The organism is Psychrobacter sp. HII-4, from assembly GCF_904846595.1.
Taxonomy (GTDB): domain Bacteria; phylum Pseudomonadota; class Gammaproteobacteria; order Pseudomonadales; family Moraxellaceae; genus Psychrobacter; species Psychrobacter celer.
The window spans coordinates 1-15,162 of the sequence record NZ_CAJHBJ010000042.1 but is presented as its reverse complement, the minus strand read 5'-3'; the positions used below and the strand labels follow the sequence as shown (position 1 = coordinate 15,162).

Genomic DNA, 15,162 nt, shown 5'->3' with positions numbered 1-15,162 from the left:
TATGGCATTTGTCTCATCGATTGATTCGTAAGATTCTGTCGCATAATCTGTGCTTTGTACTCAATAAAAAACTTGGTAACCCGCCTCTTCAGTTTGATTTGCTTATTTCAAGTTGAGAGTGGGGTAATTTTGTTGTACAGTAACATTAAGTTGCATTGTGATAAACAATAGCAATAACGACAAGGGTGCACGACAACCAGTCAGTCGATAGGGAGTGATTTATAAACCCTTTATCGTCCAAGCACTCGTTTAATTTAGTGATAATGTGATAAAAAGGATGTATCTCATGAGCTATCTATCTTCCAAACCTCTCTCTAAGAGCTTGACCCTAGCGGCCTTTATGGCGTTTGGCCTCGCTGGGTGTAATAACAGCAACCAAGCGACCAGTGAGACAGCGCCTGCCGATGAGGCGGGTACCGCGACCAGTGTAGTAAACGGCACGCTACAAAAAATCAAAGACTCAGGCACCATCGTAGTCGGTCACCGTGACTCTTCTATTCCTTTTTCTTATATCGCGGACGACCCAAATCAGCCAATAGGCTATGCCCACGACCTAGAGATGAAAGTCGTCGAGGCCGTCAAACAAAGGCTCAATATGCCTGATCTTAATGTCCGCTATAACCTTATTACCTCGCAGACGCGTATTCCTTTGGTACAAAACGGTACTGTGGACTTTGAGTGTGGCTCAACCACCAACAACGAAGAGCGCCAAAAGCAAGTGGCCTTCTCCAATGGCTTTTTTGAGATTGGGACGCGTCTGTTGACCAAAAAAGACTCCGGTATCAATGACTTTGCCGACTTAAAAGGCAAGACGCTAGTCACCACCGCTGGCACGACATCAGAGCGCTATATCCGTCAATATAATGACGACAATCAGATGGACATCAACATCATCTCAGCAAAAGATCATGGCGAGGCGTTTTTGATGTTAGAAAACGGCCGCGCTGACGCCTTTATGATGGATGATGTGCTGCTCGCTGGCGAAAAAGCCAAAGCAAAAAATCCAGATGAATGGGTCATCGTCGGTGAGCCGCAATCGTTTGAGATCTATGGCTGTATGATGCGTAAAGACGACCCTGAGTTTAAAGCGGTGGTCGATGAAGCCTTGGCCAATGTCTTTAGCTCAGGCGAGATCAATAGCATTTATGATAAGTGGTTCTTGAACCCAATCCCGCCAAAGAACGTCAACCTCAATTTTGAAATGTCTGACAACCTAAAGGCATTGATTGCCAACCCGCACGATGGTGCGCAGCCAAAAGCGGCGCCAGCACAGTAATCGTTGTCCCAAACCCTAGCTGGCCTATGCGTATGTCATGTGTTGTTTGACGCATAGGCTCTTTTATCGCTGCTTGGAGAGACAACCATGAATTATAGCTGGAACTGGGGTGTATTGTTTGAGCAGACCGGTATCGGTAGCGAGCTATATATCCATTGGATGATTACTGGTCTTGGCTGGCTGCTACTGATTGGCAGTATCGCTTGGGCCATCGCCATGATCGTCGGCACCATCTTAGGCATCATGCGCACGTTGCCGAGCAAGACGGCGCGAGCGATTGGTACCGCTTACGTAACGTTTTTTCGTAATATACCATTACTCGTACAGCTGTTTTTTTGGTTTTATATCGCCCCTGGTTGGCTGACACCGACGATACAAGAATGGTGGTATAAAGACCTGTCGCCCAATACCTCAGCCATGCTCTCGGCGAGTATCGGTTTGGGGCTGTTTACTGCCGCCCGTATCGTCGAGCAGGTGCGCACGGGTATCGAATCGCTACCAGATGGCCAAATCAATGCCGCCTATGCGCTTGGCTTTAGCATCCCGCAAGTCTACAAAGAAGTCCTACTGCCGCAAGCCTTTCGTATTATCTTGCCGCCGCTCAGCTCTGAGCTGACCAACTGCTTTAAAAACGCCTCAGTCGCCTCGCTCGTTGGGGTGATGGAGCTGATTAGCCAAACCAAAACCATCAGTGAATACACGCAAAACAGCATTGAGATCTATACCTACGCGACGATTATCTACTTGGTATTTAACTTATCCTTAATCGCGATAATGGGACTGATCGAGCGCAAACTGCGCGTGCCTGGGCTGATTGCAGGAGGTCAAAAATGAATATGATGACTGAGCTTGCCACTGCCTATCCCGGATTGATGGGTGGCATGCTGACCACGCTTAAGGTATTGTTTTTGGCGATTTTGGGCGGTATCAGTTTGGGGACGATACTGGCGCTGATGCGTTTATCGGGTATCAAAGTGCTTGAGATACCAGCAAAACTGTATGTGAATTATTTTCGCTCGGTGCCCTTACTGCTGGTGCTTTTGTGGTTTTATTTTGCTGTACCGATGATTTATTTTTGGATCGCGGGTAAGTATCTACAGCTCGATGCGGCGTTTGCCTCTTGTGTGGTGGCCTTTATGATGTTTGAGGCGGCGTATTTTTCTGAGGTGGTGCGTGCTGGCATTCAATCGATCGGCAGCGGGCAGGTCAATGCCGCCAAAGCGCTGGGCATGACTTATGAGCAGACCATGCGTTTGGTTATCTTGCCGCAAGCCTTTCGCAAAATGCTGCCGCTGATTTTGCAGCAGTGTATTATTTTATTCCAAGATACGACGTTGGTGTTTGCCATTGGTTTGACGGATTTTTTCCGCGCAGCCTACGTGCGCGGTGAGCTGATGGGGCTTCTGACGCCTTATATCTTGGGTGCTGGTGCGGTTTATTTTGTCATTAGCTTAAGTGCGTCTATGGGCGTGCAGCAGCTACAAAAGCGTTTGCGGTTCTGACATACCCTAGACTGCGCGGTCGCGGTTGACGAAATTTTTAAACAATGATTATCAAGATAATGTGGTTAGGAGCCAGTAATGAACAATGCTGATACGTATGTAAATGCCTTTGGCGGGCTGGTCACCAATAATGGTCATGCCAGTGATGAGATGGTCATTGAGATGGCAAATGTCAGTAAATGGTATGGCGATTTTCAAGTGCTGACTGACTGCACCGCCCATGTACACAAAGGCGATGTCGTCGTGGTTTGCGGGCCATCGGGTAGTGGCAAATCAACGCTGATTAAGACGGTCAACGGACTTGAGCCTTTTCAACAAGGCGAGATTATGGTCAATGGTGTCTCTGTTGGTGCATCTAAGACTAACTTGCCCAAACTACGTAGCCGTGTCGGTATGGTGTTTCAGCATTTTGAGTTATTTCCGCATTTGACCATTATCGATAATTTAACCGTCGCGCAAATCAAGGTGCTGGGCCGTAAAGAGGCTGAGGCTAAACAAAAAGCCATGGCTTATCTAGATCGCGTGGGACTGAGTGCACAGGCACCGAAATATCCCGCCGAGCTATCAGGCGGTCAGCAGCAGCGCGTGGCGATTGCCCGTGCATTGGCGATGGACCCTGTGGCGATGCTGTTTGATGAGCCAACCTCGGCGCTTGATCCTGAGATGATTCAAGAGGTGCTTGATGTGATGGTCGAGCTGACTCGTGATGGAATGACCATGATGTGTGTGACCCATGAGATGGGCTTTGCCAGTCAGGTCGCCAATCGCATTATCTTTATGGATGAAGGTCATATCGTCGAAAACTGTAGTAAAGATGAGTTTTTTGAAGGGGCAAAAAGTGAGCGCGCCCAGCTATTTTTGTCCAAGATTTTAAATCATTAATAGCAACGTTTTTGCTGCTACTTTAGCGCCTTGATGTATAGTTAGCTGAATGTAAAACTGTTATGGATTTAAACGCGCTACTGGTATAAATTTTACTTGCATGCTGCGTTCCCAGAGGCTTCGCAAAATTCATCCCAGTAGCGCTATGACATTTTTAGAGTGTATCGACTATAGAGACTGTTCAATGAGCCCTAAGCATTTGCCAAAAAGCGTCTATGATTTTAGGCGCTTTTTTTTGGTTTTTTTTGGCTATAACGGTCCAGTAGCGGGGGGGATAAGCAAGTAGATGAGTGCATGACTGTTTACTGCTACAATAGCGCTCAAGATACCGACAATGAAAAGTTTATACATTATATTGGAGCTATTATGAGCATAGAAAATGCCGACACCCTCGCAAACTCAACAAACCCCGCCAATGCTAAAAACCCTTTACATACTGAAAACCCCGAGCAAGCCCAAAGCCATGCGTCAGCGGAAAGCCAAGGCATCGTCATCGTTGGTGCCGGCTTGGCAGGTTGGCACGTCATCGATGCCATTCGAGCAAAAGATAAAGACATCGCCATTACTCTCATCACAGCGGATAGTGGCGATCGTTACCATAAGCCAATGCTGACAATGGCCATCAGCCAAAACAAGCGGGCGGCAGATTTGGTACGTGCAACTGGCGCTGACGCTGCCAAAGCGGCAAATGTCAATCTACTAGCCAACACGCAGGTCATGGATGTTAACGCCGCTAAGCAGCAGTTGCATCTGGTCTCTGCCCTGCGCTCTGACCCTGTTTATACCAATTATGCCACCATCAGCTATGACAAGTTGGTACTGGCAATGGGCGCGCAGCCGATTTTTCCAAAGAGCCTGCCGGAGGATTTGGTGTGGCATGTCAATCATATTGAGCGCTTTGGGCAGCTACAAGAAAAGCTGGCAGCAGGCAGTCAGCATGTCGCCATCGTTGGCGCTGGTATGGTGGGGACAGAAATCGCCGAAGATTTACTCAAAGCAGGTCATCAAGTCACCTTGATTGATTTAAATGACGCGCCTTTATCGCAAATGCTACCAGCAAAAGCGTCCGCTCGTATCGCGGCGGCGGTCCAGTCCCAAGGTATTCACTTTTTGGGTGGTTATCAAGTGACTGGCGTTACGCGTCAGGAGGACGGCAGGCTACACGTCAGCTATGCGCCAGTGACAGATAGTGCTGGCAGCGCGGCCGCTCAGTCATCCGAGCCTTTGATCGTCGATCATGTGATTGCCAGTACTGGCCTCACGGTCGATGCCAGACTGCCCACTGCTGCAGGGGTAGAGTTTGATCGCCGGACTGGTATCGTGGTGGATGCCACCACCTTACGTACGCAAGCGTCAAATATCTATGCCATCGGTGATTGTATGTCTATCAATGGCGTTGCCTGTCGTTATGTCGCCCCGCTGCGCGCACAGGCAGCGACCATTGCGGATGATATCTTAGGGGTGGCACATGACGGCTATGATCATAAACCGCCAATGATTCGCCTAAAAAACAAAGCCATCTCTGTCATGGCTACTGGCGTACCACAAGCGACAGGCAACTGGCAGGTAAAGACTGACACGGATGACGAGTTAATCATGGATTTGCTAGATGATAACAATGACGTCAGTGCGACAGTAACGATTAAAGCGCCGCCAATGGTTAAATCTTAATCAACGCTTAATCGCTGTAATTTTAACTTTTAGTTTTAATTTTTCTCAAAAGCCAGCTGTGTAACAAATACGTAGCTGGCTTTTTTGCCGACAATAATCGCGGGTTTTCATGCTATCTTTTACTGGGATAATATTTTTAGCAGTTAATTTAAATGATACATAATGTATTATTATTATTGACAGTTTCGTTTTAGGCGGTATAGTAGTGAATCATATATGATAGATACTCAAGGAAGAAAAATTGGCCCACGGGCGGTTTTTGAGTAGAATAAAAAGCACAACGAAAGGACTCGTTATGACGCAACCTACTGCATTTGACCACATATTAAGCAACATCCCTACCGTAAATATGGGCGCGCGCTCAGCGAATGCGCCACTGACCCAAAGCTATGATAAAGGCCCTGATGTGCCGCTGATTGAGGCGACCATCGGCGACTTTTTTGATGCCATTGTCTCCAAATATCCAGAGCGTGAAGCGCTGGTCGTCCGTCATCAAAACATTCGCTGGACGTACCGCGAATTGCAGCAACATGTCAACCAGCTGGCCAGCAGTATGATCGAGATGGGGCTTGAGATTGGTGATCGCATTGGCATCTGGTCGCACAACAACGCCGAATGGCTACTTATGCAGCTTGCCACGGCCAAAGTCGGCGTGATCCTCGTCAATATCAACCCGGCCTATCGTACTTTTGAGCTGCAATATGCGCTCAATAAACTCGGCTGCTCGGCACTCGTGCTCATGCGCCATTTCAAAAGCAGCGACTACGCTGGCCTTATCCGTGAGCTGTGCCCTGAGATTTATCATAAAGACTACACCCAGCTAGATTTGGTCGAGATTCCAACCATCGAGCGTATCATTTGGATTGATGAGCCAGACTCTGACGAAACGTTTGGTTTTATGCAAAAATTCTCTGACTGGATGGCGGAAGGCGATGCCAACGATCCGCGCGTGGCCGAGCGTCAAGCGCAGCTAAAAAACACCGACGCGATTAACGTTCAGTTCACCAGTGGCACGACTGGGACGCCAAAAGGCGCGACCTTAAGCCATCGCAATATCCTCAATAACGGCTATTTCATCGGTGAGGCGATGAACCTTACTTTCGAGGATAGACTGTGTATTCCTGTGCCGCTATATCACTGTTTTGGTATGGTGCTCGGCAATTTGGCCATCTTGACGCATGGCGGTTGTATCGTCTATCCAAACGATGGCTTTGAGCCGTTATCAGTCCTACAAGCAGTCGAAGAAGAAAAATGTACGGGGCTGCATGGTGTACCGACGATGTTTATCGCCGAGCTTGATCACCCTGAGTTTGAAAAATTTGATTTATCGACCTTACGTACAGGCATTATGGCCGGCTCTAGTTGCCCGATTGAGGTCATGCGCCGTGTCATTGATAAGATGCATATGAAAGAGGTAACCATCGCTTATGGCATGACCGAGACCAGCCCAGTCTCTTGCCAGACCAACGAGCACACGCCGCTTGAGAAGCAAGTCTCGACCGTTGGCCTGGTACAGCCTGCGCTTGAGGTGAAAGTCGTCGATACCGAGACGGGTGAGATTGTGCCGTTAGGGGAGACAGGAGAGCTGCTCACACGCGGCTACTCGGTGATGAAAGGCTATTGGGGCAGCCGCTTTAAAACTCGTGAAGCGATCCAAGATGGCTGGATGCATACTGGCGATTTGGCTACCATGGATGAGGACGGCTATGTCAAAATCGTCGGCCGTAGTAAAGACATGGTCATCCGCGGCGGCGAAAACATCTATCCGGTTGAGATTGAGAACTACTTATATCGCCATCCCAAGATTCGCGATGTACAAATCGTTGGCGTACCAGATAAGCGGTATGGTGAAGTGCTGGCCGCTTGGATTATTCCCAAAGAGCCGGGCTGCTTGAGTGAAGACGACGTGCGCCAGTTTTGTAGTGAGCACATTGCTCATTATAAGGTACCGACTTATTATCGGTTTGTTGAAGAGTATCCGATGACCATCACTGGCAAAATTCAAAAGTATAAGATTATCGAGCAGATGAAAGCAGAGCTGGGTTTAGACTAAGCGCACTTCTCGGATACAGAACATCCACGACATCGGTGAGTGATACAAAAGACAAATGGTTACCAATCTATCGGCTAGCAGTCGTATGACCAGCAGTCACTATAAACCATATAATCAATCACTTGCACTTACGCAGCAAAGAAAAGGGATATCATGAGCACTATCATAACCAGTAAACTGAGTCCAAACGCCAGCGATTTTCAGCAAAACCGTGCCGCCATGCAAGAGATGGTCGATGACTTATATGTACACCTGCGTAAAGTCGCTCAGGGCGGCTCAGAGCGGGCACGCGCCAAGCATTTAGCGCGTGGTAAGCTGCTGCCACGTGAGCGAGTCGAGCGTTTGCTGGATGTCGGCACCCCGTTTTTAGAGATCGCTCCGATGGCCGCGCACGACATGTATGGCGAAGAGATACCCGCTGCGGGCGTGATTGCCGGTATTGGCCGTATCAATGGTACTGAGTGTATGATTGTCTGTAATGATGCCACGGTAAAAGGCGGTACCTATTATCCAATGACAGTCAAAAAGCACTTGCGCGCGCAAGAGATTGCGCAAGAAAACAATCTGCCTTGCGTGTATTTGGTGGACTCAGGCGGCGCAAACTTGCCCAACCAAGATGACGTATTCCCTGACAAAGAGCACTTTGGTCGTATCTTCTTTAACCAAGCCAATATGAGTGCGGCGGGTATTCCGCAAATCGCGGTGGTTATGGGTAGCTGTACGGCAGGCGGCGCGTATGTACCGGCGATGAGCGATGAATCCATCATCGTCAAAGAGCAAGGCACCATCTTTTTGGGTGGGCCGCCACTAGTAAAAGCAGCAACGGGCGAAGAGGTCAGCGCCGAGGATTTGGGCGGCGGTGATGTACATACCCGTCTGTCAGGAGTCGTTGATCATCTGGCACAAAGCGACACGCATGCGTTATCGATTGCGCGTGATATCGTCAGTCACCTTAACCGTCCTGCCAAGCAAATTCCCAATCAAATCAAACCGCGTCCACCGCGCTACGATGCCAAAGAATTATACGGCATCATTCCGACCGATAAGCGTCAGCCCTTTGATATCAAAGAAATCATCGCTCGCATCGTCGATGACAGCGAGTTTGATGAGTTTAAAGCGCGCTTTGGCAACACGCTGGTCTGCGGCTTTGCTCATATCGAGGGCATGCCAGTTGGCATTATCGCCAATAACGGCATTCTGTTCAGCGAGTCGGCGCAAAAAGGCACGCACTTTATCGAGCTGTGCTGCAAACGCAAAATCCCGCTGGTGTTTTTACAAAACATCACCGGCTTTATGGTCGGCCGTAAATACGAAAACGAAGGCATCGCCCGTCATGGTGCTAAGATGGTCATGGCGGTGGCCAATGCCAAAGTGCCGAAGTTTACCGTCATCGTCGGTGGCTCGTTCGGTGCGGGTAACTACGGTATGTGTGGCCGTGCTTATAGTCCGCGCTTCTTGTGGATGTGGCCAAATGCGCGCATCTCGGTGATGGGCGGTGAGCAAGCGGCATCGGTCTTGGCCACCGTTAAGCGCGATAACTTCGAGCGTAAGGGCGAGACATGGAGTAGCGAGGACGAAGCGGCCTTTAAAGCACCGATTCGAGATATGTACGAAGCGCAAGGCCATCCGTATTATGCCACCGCGCGCTTGTGGGATGATGGGGTGATTGATCCTGCTGATACGCGTCAAGTGCTGGCATTGGGGCTAAGCGCCGCCTATAACGCACCGATTGAAGAGACGACGTTTGGGGTCTTTAGAATGTAGATTGATACTATATTTTCGATGAGAGAATGCGTTGGTTTAAAATAAAAACTGAGTTACTAAGGCCGAGAACATTACGCAAAATTATCCGTAAAAAAAGACATGTAAAAGTTACCACAAAACATTGAGATAACCCTATATGAATAGTTATAAAAGCCTATTGGTTGATATCGAACAGCACGTGGCGACGGTGACGCTAAACCGCCCTGAGATACGCAATGCCTTTAACGATGAAATGATCGCTGAGCTGACAGAGGTTTTTACCACGCTTGGCACTGATGATAATGTGCGAGTCATCGTGCTAGCGGCAGCAGGCAAAGCGTTCTGTGCGGGTGCCGATTTAAACTGGATGCGCGCCATGGCGGATTATAGCTATGAAGAAAATCTAGCCGACGCCGATAAACTCGCGCAAATGCTCAAAACCATTTATGAATGCCCTAAGCCAACCGTGGCTGCCATTCAAGGCGATGTCTATGCAGGTGGCATGGGTCTGGTTGCCGTCTGTGATGTGGCCATCGCGGTGAAAATTGCCAATTTTTGCCTCAGTGAAGTGCGTTTGGGACTAGCGCCTGCCACCATTAGTCCGTATGTCGTAAGAGCATTAGGGGCTAGGGCATCGCATCGCTACTTTTTAAGTGCAGAAGTGTTTGATGCCAAAAAAGCGCGTCAATTAGGCTTTATCCATGAGCGCGTCAGCGAGGAAGCGCTCGACGATGCGGTGGCGACGTTTTGTGCCAAAATGGTCAAAAACAGCCCCGATGCGGTGAAAACCTGCAAGCAGCTGTTGCATGATATCGCAGGCGCGCCCATTAGTGACGAGCTGATCGCCGATACGGTAAAAGGCATCGCTGATATTCGCTCATCCACACAAGGTAAGGAAGGCGTGCAAGCGTTTTTGCAAAAGCGTAAGCCTGATTGGCTGACGGCAGATTAGCGACAAACAACGATAGCCAAGCTGACAAATAAAAATGACAAGACACAGGGATAGTTATGTTTTCTAAAATTTTAATCGCCAACCGTGGTGAGATTGCCTGCCGTGTGGCCGCGACTGCCAAGCGCTTAGGCGTCCGTACCGTCGCTGTTTATTCTGATGCTGACCGCGGCGCCAAGCATGTCGCCGTCTGTGATGAAGCCGTTTATTTGGGCGGATCGTCGCCGAAAGACAGCTATCTAAAAGGCGATGCGATCATTGCGATTGCTCGCGATGTGGGCGCGCAAGCGATCCATCCAGGCTATGGCTTTTTAAGTGAAAACGCCGACTTTGCACAAGCCTGTCAGGATGCGGGGCTGGTGTTTATCGGTCCATCCGCTGATGCAATTCGCGCAATGGGCGGTAAATCTGAGTCCAAGCGTTTGATGGAAGCGGCTGGCGTGCCGCTGATACCGGGTTATCATGGTGACAATCAAGATGCCGAGTTTTTAAAAGCGAAGGCCGATGCAATCGGCTATCCTGTGTTGATTAAAGCCAGTGCCGGTGGCGGCGGTAAAGGCATGCGTATCGTCGAGCAAAGCAGCGATTTTATCGAAATGCTAGACTCTTGTCGCCGCGAAGCCATTACCAGTTTTGGCAATGATCAGGTACTCATCGAAAAATACGCGCTAAAGCCGCGCCATATCGAAATCCAAGTATTTGGTGATACGCATGGCAACTATGTGCATCTGTTTGAGCGTGATTGCTCGGTGCAGCGCCGCCATCAAAAAGTGCTAGAAGAAGCGCCAGCGCCAGGCGTCGATGCAGCGATGCGTGAAGCGATGGGGACAGCGGCGATTGAGGCGGCGCGTGCGGTCAGCTATGTCGGTGCAGGGACGGTTGAGTTCATCGTTGAGCAGCGCGAAGGCACGATGAGCTTTTATTTTATGGAGATGAACACTCGCCTACAAGTTGAGCATCCAGTCAGTGAAGCCATTACTGGTGTCGATTTGGTCGAGTGGCAGCTCTTGGTCGCCTCCGGTCAGCCATTGCCAAAGTCGCAAGATGATTTGGCGATTAATGGCCATGCGATTGAAGCGCGTATTTGCGCGGAAAACCCTGACAATGATTTTTTGCCAGCGACGGGTACACTCTTTACGTATCAAAAGCCTGAGCACAGCACCTTTGATGTTGCCGATGTACGTATCGACGATGGCGTACGCGAAGGCGATGTGATTAGCCCATTCTACGACTCTATGATTGCCAAGCTTATCGTGCATGCGCCGACTCGCGAGCAGGCATTGGCCAAACTCGATCGCGCACTCGCTCAAACGCGTATCGTCGGTTTGCCAAATAATGTGGCGTTTTTGCGTTATATTTTAAATACTGAGTCGTTTAGTCAGGCCAATCTCGATACGGCGCTTATCGAGCGCGAGGCGGACGAGTTATTTGATCAGCATCCACTTGATTTATCGACGCTGGTGGTGACTGCTATCGCCCAGCAGCTGGCTAGTGAAGGCATGGCACAAGACGCCGATCCGTTTAGTAAGCCGACAGGATTCCGTGCTTATAACGATTACGCACGCTCGTTTAGCCTGGTTTATGATGAACAATCTTATAGCGCACGCATTAGTCATTGGCACAACGCCACTGCCACGGGTGGCAAAAAAGGTACAGATAATCTGAGCAGCTTTACACTAGTGATCGAAAAAGAAATCGCGAACGCTGACAAAAATGCCAATGCCAATGTCGCCGCGCCAACCGAAGCGGTATATGAAGGTGAGGTCAGTTACGCCAGCGATGACGCGCACAATCATACATTATGGCTCGATGGCGCACGTATCAATGCGCAGAGCTGGGTGAACAATGAAACCGTCTATGTGTTCACCGATCGTGGCCGTGATGAAATTACACTTGTCGATATTATGGCGCATGTGGGCGAAGAGTCTGCAGCAGTCGGTAGCCTAAAATCACCGATGCCAGGGCAGGTCGTTGCCTTTAAAGTGGCTGTCGGCGATAGCGTAAAAAAAGGCGAGCCACTCGCCGTCATCGAAGCGATGAAAATCGAGCACACCATTACCGCACCCACCGATGGCGTGGTGGGAGAGTTGTTATTTGCAGCGGGTGATTCGGTGGCTGATGGTGATGAGCTGCTACGTATTAATACAGAAGCTAGCGGCGCTTAAGCGCTGAAGTATAAAAAATGGAATAGATAGTCAATTCGATATAAAAACGATACAGTGAGATGAAAAGTTGTTTTTCGTAGCATCTGTCGGCGCAGGCACAGCACGCAAGGAAAACAACGTTTCATTGAGCGACTTGATAGCCATGTATCTGATTTATGTGGATTCGACTATAAGAACCGAAATATAAGAACAGTAAAGGGATAATAATCATGAGCCATTCGTATCCAGAGCACGTCACCATCGTGGATGTTAGCCCACGTGATGGCTTGCAAAACGAAGCCATGACGGTACCGACGGCGGTTAAGCAAACGCTTATCAACGATTTAATCGCAGCAGGCGTCAAAAAGCTGGAAGTGACCAGCTTTGTCTCGCCAAAGTGGGTACCACAAATGGGCGACAACAGTGAGCTGATGACCGCACTGGCAGAGACGCGGCATAACGATGTTATCTATTCGGTACTGGTACCCAATATGCGCGGCTTTGATAATGCGATTACACATCGTCCTGATGAAATCGTTATCTTCGGCTCAGCCAGCGAGACTTTTAGTCAAAAAAACATCAATTGCAGTATCGATGAAAGCATCGAGCGTTTTGCGCCCGTTGCCGCTGCGGCAAAAGCGCATGGCATCAAAGTGCGCGGCGTCATCTCTTGTACGGTTGGTTGCCCTTATGAAGGCGAGATTGACCCAAGCCAAGTCGCATATGTGACCAAGCGTTTGGTTGAGATTGGCTCAGAGCAGATTGGTATTGCTGATACGATTGGCGTCGGCACCCCGCTAAAAGTACAGCGCGCCCTACAAGCCGCATTAGAATATGCTGACATCGCTATGCTATCAGGCCATTTTCATGATACTTATGGTCAAGCCGTGAGTAATACTTTAGCCGCACTACAGATGGGTGTCAGCGAATTTGATACTTCAGTGGCTGGGCTTGGCGGTTGTCCTTATGCCAAAGGCGCAACGGGTAATGTAGCCACCGAAGATGTCGTCTATATGCTGCATGGTATGGGTATTAGCACTGGCATAGATTTGGATAAATTGGTCGTCGCTGGCGAGCGTATCAGTGAGTTTTTAGGTCGCCGCAATGGCTCAAGCGTGGCGCGTGCGCTGATTAATAAGCGTCAGTCTTGACTAAGAAAATAAAGCGAGTCATAAGCTATATGGTCTTTTTTTAATTGGATCTGAATTTTTAAAAAATTAAACATCAAAATACAAGGAATGGTTATGAGTTTACCTGGGTTAAATTTTCAGCTTGGCGAAGATATTGACGCGCTACGTGACGTGGTACAGCAGTTTGCGGCCAATGAAATCGCCCCGCGCGCAAGCGAAATCGACAGCAGCGATGAGTTCCCAATGGATTTATGGCAGAAAATGGGCGACTTGGGTTTGCATGGCATTACTGTTCCTGAAGCGTACGGCGGCTCGGATATGGGCTACGTGGCTCATATGGTTGCGATGGAAGAGATCAGCCGCGCTTCTGCCTCTGTAGCGCTGAGCTATGGCGCGCACTCCAACCTATGCATCAACCAAATCAAACGCAATGGTAATGAGGCGCAAAAACAAAAGTATTTGCCTAAGCTCATCAGTGGTGAATTCATCGGGGCTTTAGCGATGAGTGAAACGGGCGCTGGCTCAGATGTGGTCAGTATGAAGCTCAAAGCCGAAGAAAAAGACGGCAATTATGTGCTAAACGGCAGCAAAATGTGGATCACCAATGGTCCAGATGCCGACGTGATGGTGGTGTATGCCAAGACCAATCCAGAGCTGGGTGCCAAAGGCATGACGGCATTTATCGTTGAAAAAGGCATGAAGGGCTTTGGCACCGCACAAAAGCTCGACAAGCTCGGCATGCGCGGCAGCCATACCGGTGAGATGATCTTTGATAATGTCGAAGTGCCAAGTGATAATATCTTAGGCGGCGTCGGCAATGGCGTCAAAGTGCTGATGAGCGGCCTTGATTATGAGCGTGCGGTACTTGCTGCAGGCCCGATCGGCATCATGCAAGCGGTGATGGATAATGTCGTGCCTTATATTCACGACCGCAAGCAGTTTGGGCAAGCGATCGGTGAGTTTCAGCTGATCCAAGGTAAAGTCGCCGATATGTATACCATCCTGCAAGCAGGGCGCAGTTTCTTATACACGGTCGGTAAAAACCTCGATATGCTCGATCAGCGCGGCGCAGGTCATAGCCGAGAAGTGCGCAAAGACTGCGCCAGTGTGATCTTGTGGTGCGCCGAAAAAGCCACATGGATGGCCGGCGAGGGCATTCAAATCTTTGGCGGTAATGGCTATACCAATGAATATCCGCTCGGTCGCTTTTGGCGTGATGCCAAGCTCTATGAGATCGGTGCAGGCACCAGTGAGATACGCCGTATGCTGGTCGGGCGTGAGTTATTTAACGAGACTAAGTAGAAACACGTAATCTCGGTGTAATGGACAAAATTCAGGCTAAAAACTAGCGGTTAGTCTCTAATGGACATTTTTCAGGCTAATTAGCAGAGTATGTCATTAAAAAGTCGTTAATAAACTTAAGCTTACGTTGTTTCTTTAGCCCATTATGACTACCTAATTGGCGTTTTAACTCACTAAACAACCCTTCTAGAGAATTGGTCGTATTTGGGATGTTTAAGTCCTCCAATTCTCTATAAGTGAATAACCAATCACTGTTGGTTCTTAAGCTTCTATAGGCACTTCTAAGACGCTTATGGGTGTACCAAGTCTTACCAGTATCCGTATTGATACTACGCTCATTTAAGTAGCCTTCATGGGTCAAATACCAGCTATCTAAGTCTTGGATGAATGTAGTTTTATCATAATACTTTATGTTTAAGGCGAGCTGTCTAAGGGCGATACTAGCGACATTTTGAGGTCGACGTGTTAAGTATCTAGTGATGATCTGTAGTTGATGAAACTGGCACATTT

General features: G+C 48.9%; 12 protein-coding genes and 1 pseudogene. 12 read left to right on the top strand and 1 reads right to left on the bottom strand.

All coding sequences use genetic code 11. The features are described from left to right. From JMX98_RS12405 to JMX98_RS12350, 12 genes and pseudogenes are all read left to right on the top strand, one after another. Positions 1-116: pseudogene (locus tag JMX98_RS12405) on the top strand (IS982 family transposase); the annotation flags it as partial. A gap of 170 nt (positions 117-286) precedes the next feature. Further along, positions 287-1,276: a glutamate/aspartate ABC transporter substrate-binding protein gene (locus JMX98_RS12400; protein WP_201586992.1), complete on the top strand. Its 990-nt coding sequence runs from the start codon at positions 287-289 to the stop codon at positions 1,274-1,276. 87 nt (positions 1,277-1,363) lie between these two features. After that, positions 1,364-2,110: an amino acid ABC transporter permease gene (locus tag JMX98_RS12395; RefSeq protein ID WP_201586991.1), complete on the top strand. Its 747-nt coding sequence runs from the start codon at positions 1,364-1,366 to the stop codon at positions 2,108-2,110. Next, positions 2,107-2,778 (top strand): ABC transporter permease subunit, encoded by a 672-nt coding sequence (locus JMX98_RS12390; protein WP_201586990.1) that lies wholly within the window; start codon positions 2,107-2,109, stop codon positions 2,776-2,778. Before JMX98_RS12395 ends, JMX98_RS12390 begins: the two co-directional genes overlap by 4 nt. Before the next feature lie 150 nt (positions 2,779-2,928). After that, complete coding sequence (locus tag JMX98_RS12385; RefSeq protein WP_201586995.1) at positions 2,929-3,660, top strand: amino acid ABC transporter ATP-binding protein; 732 nt, start codon at positions 2,929-2,931, stop codon at positions 3,658-3,660. A 366-nt stretch (positions 3,661-4,026) separates the two neighbouring features. Further along, positions 4,027-5,331 (top strand): FAD-dependent oxidoreductase, encoded by a 1,305-nt coding sequence (locus JMX98_RS12380; RefSeq protein WP_201586989.1) that lies wholly within the window; start codon positions 4,027-4,029, stop codon positions 5,329-5,331. 295 nt (positions 5,332-5,626) lie between these two features. After that, positions 5,627-7,384, top strand: a complete 1,758-nt coding sequence (locus tag JMX98_RS12375) for an AMP-binding protein (RefSeq protein WP_192995904.1) — start codon at positions 5,627-5,629, stop codon at positions 7,382-7,384. Between the two features lie 153 nt (positions 7,385-7,537). Beyond that, positions 7,538-9,148: a carboxyl transferase domain-containing protein gene (locus tag JMX98_RS12370; protein WP_201586988.1), complete on the top strand. Its 1,611-nt coding sequence runs from the start codon at positions 7,538-7,540 to the stop codon at positions 9,146-9,148. 136 nt (positions 9,149-9,284) lie between these two features. After that, entirely contained in the window at positions 9,285-10,079 is a 795-nt protein-coding gene (locus JMX98_RS12365) for an enoyl-CoA hydratase/isomerase family protein (protein ID WP_201586987.1), read from the top strand. Positions 10,080-10,135: 56 nt separating this feature from the next. Then, on the top strand, positions 10,136-12,241 hold the full coding sequence (locus JMX98_RS12360; RefSeq protein WP_201586985.1) for an acetyl/propionyl/methylcrotonyl-CoA carboxylase subunit alpha: 2,106 nt from the start codon (positions 10,136-10,138) through the stop codon (positions 12,239-12,241). A 209-nt stretch (positions 12,242-12,450) separates the two neighbouring features. Then, on the top strand, positions 12,451-13,371 hold the full coding sequence (locus JMX98_RS12355) for a hydroxymethylglutaryl-CoA lyase (RefSeq protein WP_201586983.1): 921 nt from the start codon (positions 12,451-12,453) through the stop codon (positions 13,369-13,371). 93 nt (positions 13,372-13,464) lie between these two features. Beyond that, positions 13,465-14,652 (top strand): isovaleryl-CoA dehydrogenase, encoded by a 1,188-nt coding sequence (locus JMX98_RS12350; protein ID WP_201586981.1) that lies wholly within the window; start codon positions 13,465-13,467, stop codon positions 14,650-14,652. Positions 14,653-14,728: 76 nt separating this feature from the next. On the opposite strand, the gene JMX98_RS12345 is transcribed toward JMX98_RS12350, so the two are convergent. Then, on the bottom strand, positions 14,729-15,162 hold a 434-nt coding region (locus JMX98_RS12345; RefSeq protein ID WP_227680169.1), incomplete at its 5' end, for a hypothetical protein.